This window comes from Herbaspirillum lusitanum (genome assembly GCF_026127345.1).
GTDB classification, from domain to species: Bacteria; Pseudomonadota; Gammaproteobacteria; order Burkholderiales; family Burkholderiaceae_D; genus Herbaspirillum; species Herbaspirillum lusitanum.
This window is the reverse complement of sequence record NZ_QXFG01000008.1, coordinates 255,529-278,043: the sequence shown is the minus strand read 5'-3', so window position 1 is coordinate 278,043 and position 22,515 is coordinate 255,529. Positions and strand designations below refer to the sequence as shown.

The 22,515-nt window shown below is 58.2% G+C and carries 17 protein-coding genes; 5 read left to right on the top strand and 12 right to left on the bottom strand.

The window, feature by feature from the left end; translation table 11 throughout:
• Positions 1–47: 47 nt before the first annotated feature.
• From lpdA to DXT88_RS09710, 10 genes are all read right to left on the bottom strand, one after another.
• On the bottom strand, positions 48–1,475 hold the full coding sequence (lpdA, locus tag DXT88_RS09755; RefSeq protein WP_265213032.1) for a dihydrolipoyl dehydrogenase: 1,428 nt from the start codon (positions 1,473–1,475) through the stop codon (positions 48–50).
• A 220-nt stretch (positions 1,476–1,695) separates the two neighbouring features.
• Entirely contained in the window at positions 1,696–2,943 is a 1,248-nt protein-coding gene (gene odhB, locus DXT88_RS09750) for a 2-oxoglutarate dehydrogenase complex dihydrolipoyllysine-residue succinyltransferase (protein WP_265213030.1), read from the bottom strand.
• A gap of 76 nt (positions 2,944–3,019) precedes the next feature.
• Entirely contained in the window at positions 3,020–5,884 is a 2,865-nt protein-coding gene (locus tag DXT88_RS09745) for a 2-oxoglutarate dehydrogenase E1 component (RefSeq protein ID WP_265213028.1), read from the bottom strand.
• A gap of 332 nt (positions 5,885–6,216) precedes the next feature.
• On the bottom strand, positions 6,217–7,521 hold the full coding sequence (gltA, locus tag DXT88_RS09740) for a citrate synthase (RefSeq protein ID WP_016833002.1): 1,305 nt from the start codon (positions 7,519–7,521) through the stop codon (positions 6,217–6,219).
• A 198-nt stretch (positions 7,522–7,719) separates the two neighbouring features.
• Complete coding sequence (locus DXT88_RS09735) at positions 7,720–7,989, bottom strand: FAD assembly factor SdhE (RefSeq protein WP_016833001.1); 270 nt, start codon at positions 7,987–7,989, stop codon at positions 7,720–7,722.
• 138 nt (positions 7,990–8,127) lie between these two features.
• On the bottom strand, positions 8,128–8,838 hold the full coding sequence (locus DXT88_RS09730) for a succinate dehydrogenase iron-sulfur subunit (protein ID WP_016833000.1): 711 nt from the start codon (positions 8,836–8,838) through the stop codon (positions 8,128–8,130).
• 11 nt (positions 8,839–8,849) lie between these two features.
• Positions 8,850–10,628, bottom strand: coding sequence for a succinate dehydrogenase flavoprotein subunit (sdhA, locus tag DXT88_RS09725; protein ID WP_029363160.1), 1,779 nt, complete (start codon positions 10,626–10,628; stop codon positions 8,850–8,852).
• Between the two features lie 2 nt (positions 10,629–10,630).
• Positions 10,631–10,996 carry a succinate dehydrogenase, hydrophobic membrane anchor protein gene (sdhD, locus tag DXT88_RS09720; protein ID WP_029363159.1) on the bottom strand — a complete coding sequence of 122 codons (366 nt, stop codon included), beginning with the start codon at positions 10,994–10,996 and terminating at the stop codon, positions 10,631–10,633.
• Between the two features lie 2 nt (positions 10,997–10,998).
• Positions 10,999–11,409 carry a succinate dehydrogenase, cytochrome b556 subunit gene (sdhC, locus tag DXT88_RS09715; protein ID WP_265213023.1) on the bottom strand — a complete coding sequence of 137 codons (411 nt, stop codon included), beginning with the start codon at positions 11,407–11,409 and terminating at the stop codon, positions 10,999–11,001.
• Between the two features lie 142 nt (positions 11,410–11,551).
• Positions 11,552–12,337 (bottom strand): GntR family transcriptional regulator, encoded by a 786-nt coding sequence (locus DXT88_RS09710; RefSeq protein WP_265213021.1) that lies wholly within the window; start codon positions 12,335–12,337, stop codon positions 11,552–11,554.
• 429 nt (positions 12,338–12,766) lie between these two features.
• Between DXT88_RS09710 and DXT88_RS09705 the strand changes: the two genes are divergently transcribed.
• The 5 genes from DXT88_RS09705 (at position 12,767) to DXT88_RS09685 (ending at position 19,659) form a co-directional block, all read left to right on the top strand.
• Positions 12,767–13,756 carry a malate dehydrogenase gene (locus DXT88_RS09705; protein WP_016832996.1) on the top strand — a complete coding sequence of 330 codons (990 nt, stop codon included), beginning with the start codon at positions 12,767–12,769 and terminating at the stop codon, positions 13,754–13,756.
• 67 nt (positions 13,757–13,823) lie between these two features.
• Positions 13,824–14,843, top strand: coding sequence for an HpcH/HpaI aldolase/citrate lyase family protein (locus DXT88_RS09700; protein WP_265213018.1), 1,020 nt, complete (start codon positions 13,824–13,826; stop codon positions 14,841–14,843).
• A gap of 17 nt (positions 14,844–14,860) precedes the next feature.
• Positions 14,861–15,379: a hypothetical protein gene (locus DXT88_RS09695; RefSeq protein WP_265213015.1), complete on the top strand. Its 519-nt coding sequence runs from the start codon at positions 14,861–14,863 to the stop codon at positions 15,377–15,379.
• 147 nt (positions 15,380–15,526) lie between these two features.
• Complete coding sequence (gene acnA / locus DXT88_RS09690; RefSeq protein ID WP_265213013.1) at positions 15,527–18,220, top strand: aconitate hydratase AcnA; 2,694 nt, start codon at positions 15,527–15,529, stop codon at positions 18,218–18,220.
• Positions 18,221–18,432: 212 nt separating this feature from the next.
• Positions 18,433–19,659 carry a DUF2863 family protein gene (locus tag DXT88_RS09685; protein WP_265213012.1) on the top strand — a complete coding sequence of 409 codons (1,227 nt, stop codon included), beginning with the start codon at positions 18,433–18,435 and terminating at the stop codon, positions 19,657–19,659.
• 146 nt (positions 19,660–19,805) lie between these two features.
• On the opposite strand, the gene DXT88_RS09680 is transcribed toward DXT88_RS09685, so the two are convergent.
• Together DXT88_RS09680 and cheA are read right to left on the bottom strand one after the other, a co-directional pair.
• The gene (locus tag DXT88_RS09680; protein WP_016832990.1) at positions 19,806–20,312 is read right to left on the bottom strand and encodes a chemotaxis protein CheW; all 507 of its coding nucleotides are present in this window, start codon (positions 20,310–20,312) and stop codon (positions 19,806–19,808) included.
• Positions 20,313–20,333: 21 nt separating this feature from the next.
• Positions 20,334–22,463 carry a chemotaxis protein CheA gene (gene cheA / locus DXT88_RS09675; RefSeq protein ID WP_265213010.1) on the bottom strand — a complete coding sequence of 710 codons (2,130 nt, stop codon included), beginning with the start codon at positions 22,461–22,463 and terminating at the stop codon, positions 20,334–20,336.
• Between the last annotated feature and the right edge of the window lie 52 nt (positions 22,464–22,515).

Genomic DNA, 22,515 nt, shown 5'->3' with positions numbered 1-22,515 from the left:
CCCATCGGAGATGATCGGGGTTTACCGGTAATGGCAAACCCGTTTCATCAGAAGTTCAGCGCGCGCTTGTCCACTGCCAATGCCGCTTCCTTCGTTGCTTCGGACAACGATGGGTGAGCGTGGCAGATACGTGCGATGTCTTCGGCGGAAGCACGGAATTCCATCGCCACAACGGCTTCGGAAATCAGTTCCGACGCCATCGGACCGACGATGTGCACGCCCAGGATTTCGTCAGTCTTGGCATCAGCCAGGAACTTGACCATGCCCGATGTATCGCCCAGCGCACGCGCGCGACCGTTGGCCAGGAACGGGAAAGTGCCGGCTTTGTACGCAACGCCGTCAGCCTTCAGTTGCTGTTCGGTCTTGCCGACCCATGCGATTTCCGGCGAGGTGTAGATAACCCAGGGAATGGTGTTGAAGTTCACGTGACCGTGTTGACCGGCGATACGCTCGGCAACGGCAACGCCCTCTTCTTCCGCCTTGTGCGCCAGCATCGGGCCGCGCACCACGTCGCCCACTGCCCACACGTTCGGCAGGTTGGTCTTGCAATCGCCGTCGACGGCGATGAAGCCGCGTTCGTCCAGCTTCAGGCCGATGGCTTCAGCGTTCAGGCCGGTTGTGTTCGGGGTACGGCCGATCGAGATGATCAGCTTGTCGAACACGGCCTTTTGCGCGTTGCCCTTGTCGTCGGTGTAGTCGACGCTGACGTCCTTCTTGCCGGCCTTGATGTCGCCGATCTTGACGCCCAGGTTCACTGTCAGGCCTTGCTTGGCCAGCAGCTTTTGGGCTTCCTTGGCGATCTGTTCATCGACTGCGCCGAGGAAAGTCGGCAGCGCTTCTAGCACGGTGACTTCCGCGCCCAGGCGGCGCCAGACCGAGCCCATTTCCAGACCGATGACGCCGGCGCCGATGACGCCCAGCTTCTTCGGTACTTCGGTGATGGCCAATGCGCCGGTGTTCGACAGGATCAGTTCTTCGTCGAATGGTGCGCCCGGCAATGCACGCGCGTTGGAACCGGTCGCGACGATGACTTGCTTGGCGGTGATGGATTCTTCAGTGGCGCCGGCAACCTTGATTTCATAGCCGTTGGCGTCGCCCTTGACGAAGCTGCCGCGGCCGTGGAAGAAGGTGACCTTGTTCTTCTTGAACAGGTACAGGATGCCGTCGTTGTTCTGCTTGACGACGGTGTTCTTGCGACCCAGCATTTGCGGCAGGTTCAGGCTCAGGCCCTTGACGTCGATACCGTGATCCTTGAAAGCATGGCCGGCATGTTCATAGTGCTCGGACGATTGCAGCAGCGCCTTCGATGGAATGCAACCGACGTTGGTGCAAGTGCCGCCAGGTGCAGGACCGCCCTTTTCGTTTTTCCATTCGTCGATGCAGGCTGTGTTGAAGCCCAGTTGTGCTGCGCGGATTGCAGCGATGTAGCCGCCAGGGCCGCCGCCAATGACGACCACGTCAAAATTCTTGCTCATGTTTTATTCCTAATTCGTTGTGCGCGAGTCAGCAGACCCGCGGAGACAAAAAAAGCGCTGAACGCCGAAGCCTTCAGCGCTTAGCCGGCTCTGTGGGCCGTCGGGCAAGCGTAGCGAGCAATCCGAGGTCGTCGCGAGAAGCGCAGCCGTACGGATGTACGGCGAGCATCACAGCGGCGAGATCGGGTTGCGCAGTAGCTTGCCCGGCGGCCATGCTGGATTACAGGTCCAAGAGGAGGCGGGCTGGATCTTCCAGCGCTTCCTTGATCGCGACCAGGCTCAGGACGGCTTCGCGGCCATCGATGATGCGGTGATCGTAGGACAGTGCAAAGTAGTTCATCGGACGAATCACGATCTGGCCGTTTTCAACCACGGCGCGATCCTTGGTGGCGTGGATGCCCAGAATCGCCGATTGCGGCGGGTTGATGATCGGCGTCGACAGCATCGAACCGAAAGTACCGCCGTTGGACACGGTGAAGGTGCCGCCGGTCATTTCCTCGATCGACAGCTTGCCGTCCTTGGCCTTCTGACCGAATTCGCCGATCTTCTTTTCGATGTCGGCGATCGACAGTTGATCCGCGTCGCGCAGGACCGGAACCACCAGGCCGCGTGGCGAACCGACCGCAACGCCGATGTCGAAGTAACCGTGGTACACGATGTCGTTGCCGTCAACCGATGCATTGACGATCGGGTACTTCTTCAGTGCGTGGACCACTGCCTTGACGAAGAAGGACATGAAGCCCAGTTTGACGCCGTGTTCTTTTTCGAACTTGTCCTTGTACTTGGCGCGCAGGTCCAGCACAGGCTGCATGTTGACTTCATTGAAGGTCGTCAGGATCGCGTTGGTTGCTTGCGATTGCAGCAGACGCTCGGCCACGCGTGCGCGCAGGCGGCTCATCGGTACGCGTTCTTCCGGACGGTTTTCCAGGCTGGCCTTGCCTGGAGCGGCAACGGCTTGCAGTGCCGGTTTGGCGGCGGCGGCAGCTGGGGCAGCTGCCTTCGGTGCATTCAGGGAAGCCAGCACATCGCCCTTGGTGACGCGACCGTCCTTGCCGGTGCCGGACACTTGCGAGGTCGACATGTTGTTGTCGGCCAGGATCTTGGCGGCGGCAGGCATGGCGACATTGGACTTGTTGGCCAGCTCAGGAGCGGCAACCGGCGTCGGTTCGTTGGTGCTTTGCGGTGCGGGAGCAGCCTTGACTTCCAGCGGGCTCACTTGTGCGGAGGCGTCGGTGTCCAGGATCGCGATGACTTCACCCGCGACCACGGTCGAACCGTCGGCCTTGATGATCTGGGTGATGACGCCGGCTTCCGGCGCCGGCAATTCCAGCACGACCTTGTCGGTTTCGACGTCGATCAGGTTTTCGTCGCGTGCGACGGCTTCGCCCACTTTTTTATGCCATTGCAGCAGCGTGGCTTCTGCAACGGATTCTGATAATTGCGGGACTTTTACTTCGATTTGTGCCATGTAACTTCTCCGATTCGGGTTATTCAATAAACATCAGCGCGCATCGCCCTCGCAATGCACGCTGTGCAAGATCTGATTACTTGGTCAGGACAAAGCCTTTGAGCTTGGAAAACGCGGTGTCGATCAGCGCCTTTTGTTGCGCATAGTGCTTGTCGTAGTAACCGACCGCTGGCGATGCGCTGGCTGGACGACCTGCATACGCAAGCTTTTGACCGTCAGTCAGATTTTCAAAGATGTTGTGCTGGATTTGCAGCCATGCGCCCTGGTTTTGCGGCTCGTCCTGCGTCCAGACCAATTCCTGGAAGTTCGGGAATTGCTTGAGCGCAGCGGCGAACGCCTTGTGCGGGAACGGATACAGTTGTTCGACGCGGATGATTGCCGTGTCGGTCTGACCGCGTTCCTTGCGTGCATTGACGAGGTCGTAGTACACCTTGCCCGAGCAAGCGATGATGCGCTTGACCTTCTTGGCGTCGAGCTTGTCGTCCAGTTCCGGAATGACGGTCTGGAACGAACCCTTGGCCAGGTCGGACAGCGGCGAACCGGCATCCTTGTTGCGCAACAGCGACTTCGGCGTCAGGATGATCAGCGGCTTGCGGAACAGGCGGATCATCTGACGGCGCAGCAAGTGGAAAATCTGCGCAGCCGTAGTCGGCTGAACAACTTGCATGTTGTTGTCGGCGCACAGTTGGAGGTAACGCTCGAGACGCGCGGACGAGTGCTCAGGACCTTGGCCTTCGTAACCGTGCGGCAGCATTTGCACCAGACCGGAAGCACGACCCCACTTCACTTCGCCGGAGCTGATGAATTGGTCCATCACGACTTGCGCGCCATTGGCGAAGTCGCCGAACTGGGCTTCCCAGATCGTCAGCGTGTTCGGTTCGGCAGTCGAGTAACCGTATTCGAAACCGAGCACCGCTTCTTCCGACAGCACGGAATCGATGACGGTGTATGGCGCCTGGTTTTCTGCGACGTTTTGCAGAGGAATATAGGTGCCTGCATCCCAACGCTCACGGTTCTGATCATGCAGAACGGCGTGACGGTGGACGAAGGTGCCGCGGCCGGCATCCTGACCGGTCAGGCGGATGGCGTAACCGGACGCGACCAGCGACGCGTAGGCCAGATGCTCGCCCATGCCCCAGTCCAGATTCAGATCGCCACGACCCATTGCAGCGCGGTCGTTGATGACCTTTTCGACGAGCGCGTGGGCCTTGAAACCTTCCGGGATGGTGGTGATGCGTGTCGCCAGGCGCTTCAGTTCCGCCAGCGGGACTGCCGTGTCGGCAGCGTCGGTCCACTTGCGGTTCAGGAACGGCAGCCAGTCGACGGCGTACTTGCTCTTGAAGTTGGTGATGACCGGGTCGACAGTATGCTTGCCGCTATCCATCGCATCGCGGAAAGCCTTGACCATGACATCGCCGCCGTCGGCCGGGATGGTGCCTTGCGCCGCCAGTTTTTCAGCGTACAGCTTGCGTGTACCCGGATGTTGCGCGATCTTCTTGTACATCAGCGGCTGCGTCAGCGCCGGTGTATCTTGTTCGTTGTGACCCAGTTTGCGGAAGCAGATGATGTCGACAACGATGTCCTTCTTGAACTGCATGCGATAGTCGACCGCGATCTGCGTGGCGAACACGACGGCTTCAGGATCGTCGCCATTGACGTGCAGCACAGGCGCTTCGATCATCTTGACCACGTCCGAGCAGTACAGCGTCGAGCGCGAGTCGCGCGGATCCGACGTGGTGAAACCGATCTGGTTGTTGATCACGATATGCACGGTGCCGCCGGTGCCGTAGCCGCGCGTCTGCGCCAGATTCAGCGTTTCCATCACGACGCCCTGGCCGGCAAAAGCGGCATCGCCGTGGACCAGAATCGGCAGCACTTGCGAACCGTCCTTGTCGCCGCGACGATCCATACGCGCCTTGACCGAACCTTCAACCACAGGGTTGACGATTTCCAGGTGGGACGGGTTGAACGCCAGCGACAGGTGGACCGGGCCGCCCGGGGTGCTGATGTCGGAGGAGAAGCCTTGGTGGTACTTGACGTCGCCGGCCGGCAGGTCGTCGGCGTGATGGCCTTCGAACTCCGAGAACAGCTCTTGCGGCGTCTTGCCGAGGATATTGACGAGCACGTTCAGACGGCCGCGGTGGGCCATGCCGATAACGATTTCCTGCACGCCCTTTTCACCTGCGCGCTGGATGGTTTCATCCAGGGAGGCGATGAAGCTTTCGCCGCCTTCCAGCGAGAAACGCTTCTGGCCGACGTATTTGGTGTGGAGGTAACGCTCCAGGCCTTCAGCCGCGGTCAGGCGGTCGAGGATGTGTTTTTTCTTTTCAGCCGAGAATTGCGGCAGCGCGCGTGTCGGCTCCAAGCGTTCCTGGATCCAGCGCACTTCAGCCGGGTCGCTGATGTAGGTGAATTCGGCGCCGATCGAACGGCAGTACGTATCGCGCAACGATTGCAGCAGGTCGCGCAACGATGCGGTTTCGCCGCCGAAATACGTATTGCTGATGTTGAACACGATATCCATGTCGGAATCGCTGAAACCGTAGAAAGTCGGCTCGAGTTCAGGGATGCTTGGGCGCTCCTGGCGTTGCAGCGGATCCAGGTTGGCGAAGCGGGAACCCAGATCGCGATAGCCTGCAATCAGTTGGGTTGCAGCGACGCGCTTGCGGCCCATTTCGGTGTCGGCGGAAGCGACCACGGTGCGGATCGGACCTTGCTTGGCGCGCTCGGCGAACGAAGCGATTACCGGTGCATGGGCGACGTCAGGACGATTGGAACCATCAACTGCAGGCACGTGTTGCACCGCGTCGAAATAGGCACGCCAATTGTCTGGTACGGATCCGGGATTATTGAGGTACGCCTCGTACAGTTCTTCCAAGTACGGCGCATTCCCACCAAAGAGGTAGGAGTTGAGATTATATTGCTCGTAGAGCTGAGTCATATCTGGCTCACCTTTCTTCGCGTTTCGCGAGATTAGCGGGTTAATCTAACCTTCCGCGACACGGCCTGACCGGTTAGCGGATTGCACATCAAGTTGTGGGGAAGGACCATGTCTACCTGAACTTTTTTGAGTTATCCAGTCAGCATAGGCCGAATTATATATCCTTATTTCCAATAAAAAAGCGAATCCTTGAGATTCGCTTTTTTATTTGTGCCATTTGTTGCACTGGCGGAAGGCAAGGCCGAGACCTTTGCAGAACCGCTACACAACAAGCTGCAACGAGATGATGACAGCTTGATGACCGACCTTGCCGGACGGCCATCAAGCCGTTATCAGACGCGCTTGTCGATCGGCGAAACGTCGCGTTTCGCGGAGCCGACGAACAACTGGCGCGGACGACCGATTTTTTGTTCCGGATCGGAGATCATTTCGTTCCATTGAGCAATCCAGCCCACGGTACGCGCCATTGCAAAGATGCAGGTGAACATCGATGTCGGGATGCCCAGCGCGCGCTGAACGATACCCGAGTAGAAGTCGACGTTCGGATACAGCTTGCGGGACACGAAGTAGTCGTCTTCCAGCGCGATCTTTTCCAGCTCCATGGCCAGCTTGAACAATGGATCGTCGTGCAGGCCCAGTTCATTCAGCACTTCGTAGCAGGTTTCACGCATCAGCTTGGCGCGTGGATCGTAGTTCTTGTAGACGCGGTGACCGAAGCCCATCAGCTTGACGCCGGAGTTCTTGTCCTTCACCTGCTTGATGAACTCAGGGATGTTGTCGACCGAGCCGATGCCTTCCAGCATGGTCAATGCAGCTTCGTTGGCGCCGCCGTGAGCAGGACCCCACAGGCATGCGATGCCGGCGGCGATACATGCGAACGGATTCGCACCCGACGAACCGGCCAGACGGACGGTCGATGTCGAGGCGTTTTGCTCGTGGTCTGCGTGCAGGATCAGGATGCGGTCCAGCGCGCGCACCAGCACTTCGTTGACCTTGTATTCTTCGCATGGGTTCGCGAACATCATGCGCATGAAGTTGGCGCTGTACGACAGGTCGTTGCGCGGGTACACGAACGGTTGGCCGATGTTGTACTTGTACGCCATGGCGACCAGCGTCGGCAGCTTGGCGATCATGCGGATCGCGGAAACGTCGCGATGCACCGGATTGCTGATGTCCAGCGAGTCATGGTAGAACGCCGACAAGGCGCCGACCGAACCGGTCAGCACTGCCATCGGGTGAGCATCGCGACGGAAACCGCGGAAGAAGAAATTCATTTGCTCGTGAACCATGGTGTGCTGGGTCACTGTTTCGACGAATTCTTCCTTTTGCGTTGCAGTCGGCAGTTCGCCGTGCAGCAGCAGATAGCAGGTTTCCAGGAAGTCGCAGTTGACCGCCAGTTGCTCGATCGGGTAACCGCGGTACAGCAGCTCGCCCTTGTCGCCGTCGATGTAGGTGATCGATGAATTACATGCCGCTGTCGACATGAAGCCCGGGTCATAAGTGAATTTGCCGGTGGCGCCGTACAGCTTGCGGATGTCGATGACATCCGGACCGATGGTGCCCTTGTAGACGGGGAAATCCAGGGACGGCGTGCCATCCGAGAACGACAGGGTCGCTTTGATATCTGAGGTGGGCATAATTCTTCCTTCAGCTGTGATGATGAATCGTTAATCAAAAATCGCAAATCAACCGCTTTAGAGCCTGTTGCAAAATGAACTTCGCATCCTCGCCCACCTGCATGCACGATGCACGACGTCGCCAACTTCGCTTTGCAACAGCCTCTAATACAACGCCGGCCGCTTTTGAACCAATCTTGCCAGAACTCCGTGGAACGTTCAGGCGCTACGCAATTTTTTGAGCAAGGCGTGGACCTGGGGCAAGTCCACCGCTGCTTCAGGCTCCTTGCGCACAAGGAGCAAGTCCATCAGGTCGTTGTCGCCAAGATCCATCAGGCGGGAAAACGCGTCGACTTCGTCGTCGGTCATGCTCTCTTCATTGGCGTCGAGGTAACGCGTCAGGATGAGATCGTTTTCCAGCAATCCGCGACGGGCGCGCCAACGCAGGCGTGCACGTTTGGCGGGATCGTCTTGATGGCTTTGGGACATGGATTCAAATCACTTCTTAATCGGTGCTGACTTCATTCTTCCGGCCATACTGGCGGACCGGCACGGAAGGCAATCACTGGTGAAACATGGATAAAACCACGGGCGGAAGTCGCCTCCCGCCCGCTTGCTGCAAACTGCTTATACCGCGCGGCGAACCATCAGTTCCTTGATCTTGCCGATGGCTGCGTTCGGGTTCAGACCCTTCGGGCAGACATCGACGCAGTTCATGATGGAACGGCAACGGAACAGGCGATACGGATCTTCCAGATCGTCCAGGCGCTGGCCGGTCGCTTCGTCGCGGCTGTCCGCGATGAAACGGTAAGCCTGCAGCAGGCCGGCAGGACCGACGAACTTGTCCGGATTCCACCAGAACGACGGGCACGATGTCGAGCAGCATGCGCACAGGATGCACTCATACACGCCGTCAAGTTCTTCACGCTGTTCAGGCGATTGCAGACGCTCTTTTTCAGGAGGAATGCTGTCGTTGATCAGGTAAGGCTTGATCGAATCGTATTGCTTGAAGAAGTTGGTCATGTCCACGATCAGGTCGCGGATCACCGGCAAACCTGGCAACGGCTTCAGAACGATGGGCTCGCTCAGTTCGTTCAGGTTGGTGGTGCAGGCCAGGCCATTCTTGCCGTTGATGTTCATTGCGTCCGAACCGCACACGCCTTCACGGCATGAACGGCGCAGCGCCAGCGAATCGTCGACGTCGGACTTGATGCGTTGCAGGGCGTCCAGCAGCATCTTGTCGGTTGGCTTCAGCTCGACGGTCAGGTCTTGCATGTACGGCTTTTCGTCCTTGTCCGGATCGTAGCGGTAGATCTTGAATTTCAGAGTACGTGTCATGTTCTGACCTTTTAGAAAGTACGTGCTTTAGGTTTAAATGTTTCGACTGTCAACGGTTGCATGTTGACTGGCTTGTAGTCGAGACGATTCCCCTCGGAAAACCACAGCGTGTGCTTCAGCCATTCGACGTCGTCGCGCTTTTCGTAGTCGCGATGTGCGTGCGCGCCACGCGATTCTTTGCGGGCTGCTGCGGAAGTGATGGTTGCCTTGGCTGTTTCAATCAGATTGTCCAGCTCAAGCGCTTCGACGCGTGCAGTGTTGAAGACCTTGGACTTGTCCTTGAACGAGACGTGCTTGCGACGCTCGTCCAGTTCCATGATCTTGGCACGGCCTTCGTTCAGCAATTCATCGGTGCGGAACACGCCGCAGTAATGCTGCATCGTGGCGCGGATTGCATTGGCGACGTCCTGCACGCGCTCGGAACCGGTGCTGGTTTCCAGACGCGCGACACGTTCCATGGCGCGATCGGTTGCGTCGGATGGAATTGGCTTGTGGCTGCGATCCTGCAGACGGCTTTCAACGATGTGATTACCCGCTGCGCGACCGAACACCACCAGATCCAGCAGCGAGTTGGTGCCCAGACGATTGGCGCCGTGCACCGATACGCAGGCGCATTCGCCGATGGCGTACATGCCCTGCACCACTTCCTTGTATGAACCGTTCTTCGGTGCGACGACCTGACCGTATACGTTGGTCGGGATACCGCCCATCTGATAGTGAATGGTCGGCACGACAGGAATCGGTTCCTTGGTCGCATCAACGTTGGCAAACTTGTGCGCGATTTCCAGAATCGACGGCAGGCGCTTTTGAATCGTATCGGCGCCGATGTGACGCAGATCCAGCAGCACGTGATCCTTGTGCTGACCGACGCCGCGGCCTTCCTTGATTTCCTGGTCCATCGAGCGCGACACGAAGTCGCGCGGCGCCAGATCCTTCAGCGTCGGCGCATAGCGCTCCATGAAACGTTCGCCGTTGCTGTTGATCAGGATGCCGCCTTCGCCGCGCACGCCTTCGGTGATCAGCACGCCCGCGCCGGCCACGCCGGTCGGGTGGAACTGCCAGAATTCCATATCCTGCAGCGGCAGGCCTGCACGCGCCGCCATGCCCATGCCGTCGCCGGTATTGATGAAAGCATTGGTCGAAGCGGCCCAGATACGGCCTGCGCCGCCGGTTGCAAACAGCGTGGTCTTCGCGTGCAACATCATGATTTCGCCGGTTTCCATTTCCAGTGCAACCACGCCGATCACATCGCCTTCGTTGTCGCGGATGACATCAATCGCCATCCATTCAACGAAGAAGTGCGTCTTGGCGCGGACGTTGCGCTGATACAGCGTATGCAGCAGTGCATGACCGGTACGGTCAGCCGCAGCACAGGCGCGCGCCACCGGCTTTTCACCGAAGTTGGCGGAGTGGCCGCCGAACGGACGCTGATAAATGGTGCCGTCGGCATTGCGGTCGAAAGGCATGCCGAAGTGTTCCAGCTCGTAGACGGCCTTCGGTGCTTCGCGGCACATGAATTCGATGGCGTCCTGGTCACCCAGGTAGTCCGAACCCTTGACGGTGTCGAACATGTGCCAGTACCAGTTGTCTTCCGACATGTTGCCCAGCGACGCACCGATGCCGCCTTGAGCAGCGACCGTGTGCGAACGGGTCGGGAAAACCTTGGAAAGAACCGCGACGTTCAGACCGGCTTCCGCCAGTTGCAACGAAGCGCGCATGCCGGATCCGCCGGCGCCGACAATAACCGCATCAAAGCGGCGTGTAGGAATTGTGGATTTGATAGCTGCCACGATTACACTCTCCACAAAATCTGTGCCGCCCATCCGGCGCACACAACCAGCCACAGGATCGTGGCAACTTGCAAGACCAGGCGCACGGCGACCGGCTTGACGTAATCCATCCAGATATCACGCACGCCAATCCAGGCGTGATAGAACAAGGCCATGAAGGCTGCGAACGTCGCCATCTTGAACCACTGATGCGAGAACATTGCCGCCCAGCCGTCATAAGAAAAACCACTGGAAGTCAGGAAGCACACCAGCAGAACGACGGTGTACAAAGCCATGACGACGGCGGTAGCGCGTTGCGCCAGCCAGTCGCGCATGCCGTAATGAGCGCCCACGACGAGGCGCTTCGATCCGATATTATTGTTTGCCATTTTTAGAATGCTCCGAACAGTTTCAACGCCACCACGATCATCAGTGCGATGCTGACGACCAGAACGCCGGCCGACGATTTGCGCGCGCTGTCCTTGTCCAGACCGATGTGGTTGTCCATGACCAGGTGGCGGATGCCGGCACAGAAATGATGAAGGTATGCCCAGGACAGGGCGAGGACGACAAGCTTGACGAACCAGTTGGAGGCAAAGCCCTTCAGGTACTCGAAGGTGCCTTCGGAGAGCAGACTGTTATCCAGCAAATACAGGATGAACGGCAGCATCAGGAACAGGAACAGACCACTGACACGGTGCATGATCGACACCAGCGCAGCCAGTGGCATACGGTAACCAGCAATTTGGGTAATATTAATGTTACGAAATTGTGGCCGTGGTGGTTTAGCGGCTTCAGACATAACAAGGTTCTCCTCAGATTTAAAACAATCCCGCAATTTTCGCCGATTTCATGAACCTTCACCAACACTTATTCTGCTTCGCAGCAAATTAGGTATTTCAAAGTCGACGAACGGATGCGAGCAAAGGACATCCCCTGCAGGTTTAATTCAGTTCGCTCTGGTAGTGATAATTCAACGTCAAATACAAGCCGCGTCGCATCTCTACCGGCTTGTCGCCATAGGTGAAGGAAGCGCGGTCCACACTCAACAAAGGCGTTTGGGGCGGAACCCCCAGCAGTTCCGCAGACTCCGGATCCGCCCCCACGGCACGAATCTGCTCTTCAGCGCGAATCATGCGTGTCCCGAATTCGGTTTCAAAGAGGCCGTACAACGGCCCTTTATATTCCATCAGACGTTCCGCGGTCAGCCCCTTGAAAATAAGACCGGGCAACCAGATTTCTTCAAGTATGGTCGGAACGCCGTTAAATGATTTTACCCGTTTGATGAAGATCACGGAGTCGCCCGACTTTATGTCGAGCTGACGCGCCACTTCGGCCGGCGCACGCACGCGCTTGACTTCGATGATCTTGTTTTCGGCGCGCTGCGGAACGTCCGTATCCGCGGTCAACCGCAGGAAACGAAATTGCGCATGGGTTTCATGATGTGTGGCAACAAACGTGCCCTTTCCTTGCCGCCGCACCACCAGATTTTCAGCAGCCAGCTCGTCGATCGCCTTGCGCACGGTCCCCTGGCTCACCTTGAAACGGTTGCCGAGTTCGACTTCGCTGGGGATCAGTTCGCCCGGCTTCCACTCGCCCGATTCCAGACGCTGCGTGATCAAGGCCTTGATTTGCTGATAGAGGGGGCTGAAGGTAGGCGCTGCTCCGGCAACACTGGTGCCCACGCTTTGCGCGTCGCTGTTATTCGAATTGGGCAGGCTGGAGCTCATAACCCCAAATTTGACCACAAAAACCCTGTTCGCGTCCAGTGAAAAGTATTTAATAAGATGTCTTATATAAGACATAAGATAGCGATTGACAGACCACAAAGGCAGGCCTACACTCGCGGGCATATTCAGAGACGAGCAGGTTTTTTGGTCATGCTTGCAGCGCAATGTATCAGGACTGCGCGATGTGCGTCGTACCGGTTCGCGAATGTCGAATTGTCGGGACGGCAAAACAACTGACTGACTGCGCTTTCGACGGTATGATTACAGTCTCTTGAAAGAATACGAAGTAATTGCCGGCGTCTTTCCGCGACCGGCGAGGAGTTGGGAAGCACTTCCAGGACTTGTTTCAGCGCGTTTGCAACATGTTTTGCGAGCGCCTCCCGATTCCGGCAGTATTGAACGCTTTCTATCACCACTTTGGAGATTCACATGGCTAAAGCCCCCAAGCGTGTTGCCGTTACTGGCGCCGCCGGTCAAATCGGTTACTCACTCCTCTTCCGCATTGCTAACGGCGACCTGCTCGGCAAAGACCAGCCAGTGATCCTGCAGTTGCTGGAAATCCCCGACGAAAAAGCACAAAAAGCCCTGAAGGGCGTCATCATGGAAATCGATGACTGTGCATTCCCGTTGCTGGCCGGCGTGACCGCGCACAGCGACCCGCTGACAGCATTCAAGGATGCCGACATCGCTCTGCTGGTTGGCGCCCGCCCACGTGGCCCAGGCATGGAACGCAAGGATCTGCTGGAAGCCAACGCACAAATTTTCACCGTGCAAGGCAAGGCGCTGGACGCAGTTGCTTCGCGCGACGTCAAGGTTCTGGTGGTCGGCAATCCAGCCAACACCAATGCTTACATCGCCATGAAGTCGGCGCCGAATCTGCCGGCCAAGAACTTCACCGCCATGCTGCGCCTGGACCACAACCGCGCGCTGTCGCAGGTTGCAGCCAAGATCGGCCAACCGGTTTCGGCGATCGAAAAGCTGTGCGTCTGGGGCAATCACTCGCCGACCATGTACGCCGACTACCGTTTTGCGACAGCCAACGGCAAGGCCGTCAAGGACCTGATCAACGACCAGGTCTGGAACAAGGACACCTTCCTGCCGACAGTCGGCAAGCGCGGCGCAGCGATCATCGAAGCACGCGGCCTGTCCTCGGCAGCATCGGCAGCCAACGCAGCGATCGATCACGTGCATGACTGGATCCTCGGCACCAACGGCAAGTGGACCACCATGGGTGTTCCATCGGACGGCTCCTACGGCATCCCTGAAGGCACCATGTTCGGCTTCCCGGTCACCACCGAGAACGGCGAATACAAGATCGTCCAAGGCCTCGAAATCGACGAATTCTCCCAAGAGCGCATCAACATCACGCTCAAGGAATTGTCGGAAGAGCGCGAAGGCGTCAAACACCTGGTCGGCTAATTGACCAGCGCGCGGCGGGCTTTCACAGCCGCCGCGTCATTTTGCATACATTCGGAATTCAGCAGCAATGCATCCCACCCAGGTCTTGTTCCCAGGCACCCGACAACCGGTCTTACTACCGGTCTGCGACCATTACGCCGGCTCTGAAAAGCTGATGCGCAAGTCGATCGCCCTGCAGCAAGAGCTCGGCCCGGTTTTTGATATCACCCTCGACTGCGAAGACGGCGCCAGCGCCGGCAACGAAGCCGAACACGCGCAACTGGTTGGCTCCTTGATCGCCGGCGACGACAATCGCTTCGGCCGCATCGGCGCCCGCGTGCATGACGTGACCAGCCCCTTTTTTGAACAAGACGTCGCGACGATCTGCGCTAGTGCCGCCCTGCGGCTGGCTTACCTGATGCTGCCCAAGGCGGACGGCCTGGCCGATGTGCAACAAGCCCTCGCCGCCATCGCTCGCCACACCAGTGCCGCCGGTCGCCGCATGCCGCCGCTGCACGTACTGATCGAAACCCACGGCGCGCTGGAAGACGTCCGCTTGATCGCGGCGCTGCCGCAGGTCGAATCGCTGTCCTTCGGCGTGATGGACTTCGTGTCGGCGCACTATGGCGCCATTCCGGGTGCGGCGATGCGCTCGCCCGGCCAGTTCACGCACCCGCTGGTGACGCGCGCCAAACTGGAAATTTCCGCCGCCTGCCATGCGCACGGCAAAGTGCCGTCGCATAACGTCACCACCGAGATCCAGGATGCTGCGGTGGTCACCGGCGACGCCGGCCGCGCGGCGCAGGAGTTCGGCTATACCCGGATGTGGAGCATCCATCCAAACCAGATCAAAGCAATCGTGCAAACCCTGTCCCCCGCCAATGATGAAATCGATGCAGCGGCACAAATCCTGCTTAGCGCCAGGGACGTGCAGTGGGGCCCGATACAGCATGGCGGTACATTGCATGACCGTGCCAGCTACCGTTATTACTGGAGTATTTTGCAGCGCGCCCATGCCGGCGGCGCTGCCCTGCCTGCGGAAGTCGCAGCCTGGTTTGCAGAAACCGGCACGACCGCTGCACCGATTTCAACCACCCTGCAACATTGAACATTAACTGACGCACGATGAAAAAATACCTGACCGCCCTGACTCTCGCAAGCGCCCTCTGCGCCATCGGCATGCCATCTGCATTCGCCGAGACCGGTGCGCCTGCGGCAACCGCCACCAAGAAGCAACCAGCCAAGAAAAAAGCAGCGCATCCCAAAGCTGCCGCCGTGGCCGCCAAGCCCGCTGAAAAAATGGCACTCTCTTCGGACGCTGACGACGACGAAAACGAGCCGGAAATCGGCGGCACCAAGTCTGCCGACTTCCACTGCGAAATGGGCAACAAGCTGACCATTTACAAGAACGACGACGATGACAAGCACATCGCCATCCGCTGGAACAAACGTATCAATCGCCTGACCCGCGTGACCACCACCACCGGCGCCAACCGTTTCGAAAACCGCAAGGTCGGCCTGGTCTGGATCGGCATCCCGGCCAAGGGCATTCTGCTGGATTCCAAGAAGGGTCAGCAACTGGCGAACGAATGCAAGAACGCAGAATCGGCGACTGCAGAAGCGCCGGCAGCCCCGAAAAGCTAAGCAGCAAACAGGTAACAAGATTCAGCGCAAATTCAGAACGAATTCAGCACGAATCGAGAAGTAATGCAGTCCCGTATTTGCAACGAAACCAAGCTTCGTAGCGCTAACAAAGTATTTACACCATCCGTAATCTAAGGAGAAGAGGCCATGTCCCGCAACACATTGAACACCCTAAAGGAATTCAGCATTTCCGGTTCCAAGAAAGGCAAGTTCTACTCACTGCCCGCCCTGGAAAAGAAACTCGGGATCAACATCTCCCGTCTGCCAGTGTCGATCCGTATCGTGCTGGAATCCGTCCTGCGCAACTGCGACGGTCAGAAAGTCACTGAAGAGCACGTCAAGCAATTGGCAAGCTGGAGCGCCAAGGGCGCTCGTGTCGATGAAATTCCGTTCGTAGTTGCCCGCGTCGTGCTGCAGGACTTTACCGGCGTTCCTCTGCTGGCCGACCTGGCCGCGATGCGCAACGTCGCCAAGAAGCTGGGCAAGAATCCAAAGAACATCGAGCCGCTGGTGCCGGTGGATCTGGTTGTCGATCACTCGGTGCAGATCGACCATTATCGCGAAAAGAAAGCGCTCGACCTGAACATGAAGCTGGAATTCGAGCGCAACAACGAGCGCTACCAGTTCATGAAATGGGGCATGCAAGCATTCGACACCTTCGGCGTCGTGCCTCCGGGCTTCGGCATCGTCCACCAGGTGAACCTGGAATACCTGGCGCGCGGCGTGCACAACAAGACCGGCGTCTACTATCCCGACACACTGGTCGGTACTGACTCGCACACCACCATGATCAACGGTATCGGCGTGGTCGGCTGGGGCGTGGGCGGCATCGAGGCGGAAGCCGGCATGCTAGGCCAACCGGTTTACTTCCTGACACCTGACGTGGTCGGCGTGAACCTGACCGGCGCGCTGCGCGAAGGCTGCACCGCAACCGATCTGGTGCTGACCATCACCGAACTGCTGCGCAAGACCAAGGTCGTGGGCAAGTTCGTCGAGTTCTTCGGCGAAGGCACCAAGTCGCTTTCGCTGACCGACCGCGCCACGATCGCCAACATGGCGCCTGAATACGGCGCCACCATGGGCTTCTTCCCGGTCGACGAAGCAACCATCGACTACTTCAAGGGCACCGGCCGCACCAAGGCGGAAATCGACGCGTTTGAATCCTACTTCAAGGCACAGAACCTGTTCGGTATTCCAAAGGCCGGCGACATCGACTACACCAACGAAGTGTCGCTGGATCTGGGCACCGTTGCACCGTCGCTGGCGGGTCCGAAGCGTCCGCAGGATCGTATCGAAATCGGCAACGTCAAGTCGACTTTCGCCGATCTGTTCGCCAAGCCTGTCGCCGAAAATGGCTTCAACAAGAAGGTCGAAGATCTGACAAAGACATACACCAACGCCGACGGCGTCGATGTCAAGAACGGCGACGTGCTGATCGCAGCGATCACATCCTGCACCAACACATCGAACCCAAGCGTGCTGCTGGCAGCCGGCCTGCTGGCCAAGAAGGCTGTTGAAGCCGGCCTGAAGGTTGCTCCGCACATCAAGACTTCGCTGGCGCCTGGATCGCGCGTCGTGACCAAGTACCTGGAAGCAGCCGGCCTGTTGGGCTATCTGGAAAAACTGGGCTTTGGCGTGACCGCTTACGGTTGCACCACTTGCATCGGCAACGCCGGCGACCTGACACCAGCAATGAACGAAGCGATCGTCAAGAACGACATCGTGGCTTCCGCGGTGCTGTCCGGCAACCGTAACTTCGAAGCGCGTATCCATGCGAACATCCGCTCGAACTTCCTGGCATCGCCTCCGCTGGTCGTAGCTTACGCCATCGCCGGCAACATGAACGTCGACCTGATGACGCAACCGGTCGGCAAGGGCAAGGGCGGCAAGGAAATTTTCCTGGGCGACATCTGGCCGACTTCGCAAGAAATCGAAAAACTGTTGAAGTTCGCGATGAACGCCAAAGTGTTCAAAGAGAACTACGCCGACGTCAAGGGCGCCCCAGGCAAGCTGTGGGAAGCCATCAAGGGCGTCGCTGCAGGTCAGGTCTACAACTGGCCGACTTCGACTTACATCGCAGAACCACCGTTCTTCGAAAACTTCACCGAAGTGCCGACAGCGGCAGCAACCGGCATCAGCGGCGCGCGCGCTCTGGGCGTGTTCGGCGACTCGATCACCACCGACCATATCTCCCCGGCCGGTTCGATCAAGGATTCGAGCCCAGCAGGCAAGTGGCTGCAAGCCAACGGCGTGCTGAAGGCGGACTTCAACTCCTACGGCTCGCGCCGCGGCAACCATGAAATCATGATGCGCGGCACATTCGCCAACGTGCGCATCAAGAATCTGATGGTGCCGGGCGTTGAAGGCGGCGTGACGGTTCACCAGCCAAGCGGTGAACAGATGGCGATCTATGATGCAGCCATGAAGTATGTCAACGACGGCGTCCCAACCATGGTATTCGGCGGCGAAGAGTACGGTACGGGCTCCTCGCGCGACTGGGCTGCCAAGGGCACTCAACTGCTGGGCGTGAAGGCTGTGATCACCCGCTCCTTCGAACGTATCCACCGCTCGAACCTGGTCGGCATGGGCGTGTTGCCGCTGCAATTCATCGGCAACGACAGCGTCCAGACTCTGGGCATCACAGGCGAAGAAACTTTCGACCTGAAGGGCCTGGAAGGCGAGATCAAGCCGCAACAGGAAGCAACTCTGGTGATCCATCGCAAGAACGGTGAAACCAAGGAAGTCAAACTGCTGCTGCGCATCGATACGCCGATCGAAGTGGACTACTACAAGCACGGCGGTATCCTGCCGTTCGTTCTGCGTCAACTGCTGGCGGCTTGATCGGCTCCCTGCAAAGACGTCCCGCGTTGCGGGCACGCAGCAAATAAAAAACGCCGGTTTCGACCGGCGTTTTTTTTGCGCGCGCTGCAGGGCACGCTGTAAAGCACACCATGAACGGTATTGGCGAACCGGCATGCCCGTCAGCAATACCCGGCCCGATGTCGAATCAACTACAATAGACATTCTCATCATTTGATTGTCAATATTTCATCATGCGCCGCCCCGCCAAACGCTCTTCCTCCAGGTTATCCGCTGAAAGCCAGCGCCTGGTCAATTCATCACAAGCGGTTGCCGGTTCTACCAGTCGTCTCGAAGAAAGAGCCTGGGAACGCACCCTTGATCTGCAACTACACAAGCAGCTGAAAAGCAATCATCAGGGCATGATCGACGTCGCCCTCGACCACCTTTTCAAATCCGATCTGGACGGTTACGACGTCCTGGTGGAAGCGGTCGAAGCAAACAGCGAAGCCTGCGCTCTCGATTACGACGGCAAGGTCTACAGCGTGCAATTGCTGGCATTGCCGGTGCTGGCCTGGACGCGTTTCAGCATCGCTTCCGGCAACTTGCCGAGCGAAGTGCGCGACGGCTTGTTCGCCCATCTGCATGCGCACGTGCTGGCCGACAACGTCCATCTGGCATTGGCGCCGGCCTTGTATGCGATCGAACAGCTGCCGCGCCATCATGCCGACGTCTTCGCGATGACGCAGCGCATGGGCCAGGCCGCGCTCAAGCAAAGCATGCCGCAGCTGTCGCTGGAGCAAACGCCGACCGCGCCCTTCCTGGCCGATACGCGTTACCTGATCGCCGCAGTCGCCGTGCCGACCGGCGCGCCGATATTTCGCTGGCAAATGGATGAACATGGCTCGGTTGTGCACGAACGGGAGACGGCACTCAAAGCATGGACTACCCAGGCCACGCCGCTGTTGACCCGCTTCCTGCCCGGCTGCAATGTCGAGTTGCTGCTGCCGCAACCGTATTATTTCGCTTGCCGCGAAGCGGACAAACGTATCCGCCCTGCCGCCATTCGTGCGGCCGATCACTACCTGACCCAGACGCTGGGCGTAGCCTCGTCGGAACTGCACGCCAACATCGGCAGTTTTTGCGAGAACATCAACGGCCAGATCGACGAGTACCGCATCGGCTTCAGCCTCGGCAACGACGACGGTATCGTGTACGGCATCGTATGGCCGCTGTATGAGCAGGAAGATGGCGATGAAGTGCGCGATCTGTCCGCGCCGGACAGTGCGCAGACGCCGATGGAAGAAATCCTGGGAGTATTGCGCGACTGCGGGATCGTGCAAATCAAACTGCACGAGGAGCGCTATACGATGGAGTTCTGCGACGATTGCGGCACACCGCTATTCCCGGCGCCCGATGGCGATCTGGTGCATGCCGAAATGCCGGAAGATGCACCGGCATCGACCGAACACTTCCACTAAGCTCTCTTTCCCCGCCTGCCGATGAGCGTCCGAGGCGCTTGTCGGCACGGCCTGCCACACACCATTTCGCGATCCAAAAGAAAACGGGCTCCTGCCGCAGAGCCATGCGGCAGGAGCCCGTTTCCGGACTTGATGCTTGAAGCGGCTTAAGCTGCCAGCTTCTCGATCAGGCCCATGTCGGCGCTGGACATCAGCTTGTCGATGTCGACCAGAATCAGCATGCGCTCATCCAGTGTGCCCAGACCGATCAGGTAGTCGGAGTCGAAAGTTGTGCCCATTTCCGGCGCCGGCTTGATTTGCTCAGGCGATAAGGTGATCACGTCGGACACGCTGTCCACCACCATGCCGACCACACGGCCGGAAATGTTCAGGATGATGACAACGGTGAATTGATCGTAGGTCGGTTCGCCGAGCTGGAACTTGATGCGCATGTCGACGATAGGGACAATGATGCCGCGCAGATTGACGACGCCCTTGATGAATTCCGGCGAATTGGCGATACGGGTCACGGCTTCGTAGCCGCGGATTTCCTGAACTTTCAGGATGTCGATGCCGTATTCTTCCTTGCCGAGCGTGAAGGCCAGGAACTCATTCCCGGCGCTGTCGGACTTCTCGCCGAAGCCGGAAATATTTTTCGAAATGGTGTCAGACATGATAATGGCCCTTATAAAAAATCAGGAAAATACAGATTCGTCGTTCAATTGCCGGCTTGATCGTAACAATGCGGCAACGTCGATAATCAAGGCTACGCCTCCGTCACCCAGAATAGTAGCACCAGAAATCCCTGCAACCTTACGATAATTGGATTCCAGGTTCTTGACAACAATTTGCTGCTGGCCGATCAGGTCATCGACGAACAATGCAGCTTTCTTGCCATCCGATTCCAGGATTACCACCAGCCCCTGCGACGGATCGGTGAATGTCGGCTCGATATTGAAAATTTGATACAGCGGAATCAGCGGCAGATATTCGCCACGGACTTTGATGACCTTGCCCTGACCGCTGATTTCCTTGACGTCCTGCGTCGCCGGTTGCAGCGACTCGACCACATAGCCGAGCGGCAGGATATAAATCTCGTGACCGATCCGGATCGACATGCCGTCCAGGATCGCCAGCGTCAGCGGCAGCGAGATCGAAATCGTGGTGCCGAAACCCTTGCTGGAGCGAATATCGACAGCGCCGCCCATCGCCAGGATGTTGCGCTTGACGACATCCATGCCGACACCACGGCCGGACACATCGGTGACCTGCTCCGCAGTCGAAAAGCCCGGCTCGAAAATCAATTGCCAGACGTCGCCGTCACTGAGGTTATCGGACACCGCCATGCCTTGCTGCTTGGCCTTGGCCAGAATCTTGTCACGGTTGAGACCGCCGCCGTCGTCGGTGACTTCAATGATGATGTTGCCGCCTTGGTGTTCGGCCGACAGCGACAGCGTGCCGTAATCGGTCTTGCCTGCTGCCAGGCGCGTTTCTGGAATTTCGATGCCGTGATCGACACTGTTGCGCACCAGATGGGTAAGCGGATCGACGATGCGTTCGATCAGGCCCTTATCCAGTTCCGTGGCGGCACCATGGGTGACGAATTCGACACGCTTGCCGAGTTTGGCGGCCAGATCGCGCACCATGCGCGGGAAGCGCGAGAACACGTAATCCATCGGCATCATGCGGATCGACATTACGGATTCCTGCAAGTCGCGCGTATTGCGAGTCAGCTGGCTGACACTGTTGAGCAGATGCTCATACAGCATCGGATCCAGTGAGCCGGTACGCTGCTCAATCATGGCCTGCGTGATCACCAACTCACCCACCAGGTTGATCAATTGATCGACTTTTTCGATGCCGACGCGAATCGACTGCGATTCATGCACGGCTGCCGGCTTCTCGCCCTTGGCTTTCTTTTCGCCGCCTTCCGTCACGGCCAGGGCCGGAGGATCGTCGTCAGTGTGTACGGCAGCTTCTGCCGCCTGGTTGGCCTTATCGGTCTCGCCTTGCGGAACAAACGGCTCGAAGAAACCATAGCCGCGTTCTTTATCCGTTGCATTCACCGGCACAAACGGCGCGAAGAAACCATAGCCGCGCTCTTCGTCGGTTGCATCTTGCGGCACGAACGGTGCGAAGAAACCGTAGCCCTGCTCTTCTTCTTTGGAACGTCCGGCGACTGCTTGTGAAATCTTCAGGTCATCCGTGTTCACCAGGAAGGAACAGATTTCGACGATGCTGTCGGCGGCCTTGGCGGTGTCCAGGATGAACACGCAGTGATCGCCTTCAGCGTCGGCTTTTTCAATTTTTCCGAGCAAACCGAGTTCTTGCTGCAAGGCCTCGATGTCGCGCTCGGCCAACTTCGGCAATTCAATACGATACCGGCTGACGCCGCCCGGGCCGACCAGCGGCTGCGCGCCCTTGGCTTTTTTGCCGGCGCCTTCGGACAGCGACTGCAACAGCTTGCGTACGTCGGCTGCCGCATTCAGATCGACGGTCGCGCCATGGCGATGACCGTCCAGCATGGATTTGATAACGTCTTTGGCGGCCAGGAAAGCGTCGACGTGCTGACTTGTCAGCGCCATTTCATGTTGGCGGATGCGGTCAAGCAGCGACTCCAGCACGTGGGTCACTTCGGTAATGTCGTTCAGGCCGAATGTGGCCGAACCGCCTTTGATGGAATGCGCGGCGCGGAAGATCGCGTTCAGATCTTCGTCGTCGGGATCCGACACATTAACGGCCAGCAGGAGCTTTTCCATTTCCGCGAGGCCTTCCTCCGCCTCGTCGAAAAACACCTGGAAAAACTGGCTCATATCAATGGTCATGATTGGGCTCCGTCATGGATGCTGTAGGTCTGTCTTTTATCGTTGATTTTCG

What these genes read in the sequence shown, in the direction of transcription:
- lpdA (WP_265213032.1), bottom strand. Translation starts at nt 1,475, where the DNA reads ATGAGCAAGAATTTTGACGTGGTCGTCATTGGCGGCGGCCCTGGCGGC.
- odhB (WP_265213030.1), bottom strand. Translation starts at nt 2,943, where the DNA reads ATGGCACAAATCGAAGTAAAAGTCCCGCAATTATCAGAATCCGTTGCA.
- DXT88_RS09745 (WP_265213028.1), bottom strand. Translation starts at nt 5,884, where the DNA reads ATGACTCAGCTCTACGAGCAATATAATCTCAACTCCTACCTCTTTGGT.
- gltA (WP_016833002.1), bottom strand. Translation starts at nt 7,521, where the DNA reads ATGCCCACCTCAGATATCAAAGCGACCCTGTCGTTCTCGGATGGCACG.
- DXT88_RS09735 (WP_016833001.1), bottom strand. Translation starts at nt 7,989, where the DNA reads ATGTCCCAAAGCCATCAAGACGATCCCGCCAAACGTGCACGCCTGCGT.
- DXT88_RS09730 (WP_016833000.1), bottom strand. Translation starts at nt 8,838, where the DNA reads ATGACACGTACTCTGAAATTCAAGATCTACCGCTACGATCCGGACAAG.
- sdhD (WP_029363159.1), bottom strand. Translation starts at nt 10,996, where the DNA reads ATGGCAAACAATAATATCGGATCGAAGCGCCTCGTCGTGGGCGCTCAT.
- sdhC (WP_265213023.1), bottom strand. Translation starts at nt 11,409, where the DNA reads ATGTCTGAAGCCGCTAAACCACCACGGCCACAATTTCGTAACATTAAT.
- DXT88_RS09710 (WP_265213021.1), bottom strand. Translation starts at nt 12,337, where the DNA reads ATGAGCTCCAGCCTGCCCAATTCGAATAACAGCGACGCGCAAAGCGTG.
- DXT88_RS09705 (WP_016832996.1), top strand. Translation starts at nt 12,767, where the DNA reads ATGGCTAAAGCCCCCAAGCGTGTTGCCGTTACTGGCGCCGCCGGTCAA.
- DXT88_RS09700 (WP_265213018.1), top strand. Translation starts at nt 13,824, where the DNA reads ATGCATCCCACCCAGGTCTTGTTCCCAGGCACCCGACAACCGGTCTTA.
- DXT88_RS09695 (WP_265213015.1), top strand. Translation starts at nt 14,861, where the DNA reads ATGAAAAAATACCTGACCGCCCTGACTCTCGCAAGCGCCCTCTGCGCC.
- acnA (WP_265213013.1), top strand. Translation starts at nt 15,527, where the DNA reads ATGTCCCGCAACACATTGAACACCCTAAAGGAATTCAGCATTTCCGGT.
- DXT88_RS09685 (WP_265213012.1), top strand. Translation starts at nt 18,433, where the DNA reads ATGCGCCGCCCCGCCAAACGCTCTTCCTCCAGGTTATCCGCTGAAAGC.
- DXT88_RS09680 (WP_016832990.1), bottom strand. Translation starts at nt 20,312, where the DNA reads ATGTCTGACACCATTTCGAAAAATATTTCCGGCTTCGGCGAGAAGTCC.
- cheA (WP_265213010.1), bottom strand. Translation starts at nt 22,463, where the DNA reads ATGACCATTGATATGAGCCAGTTTTTCCAGGTGTTTTTCGACGAGGCG.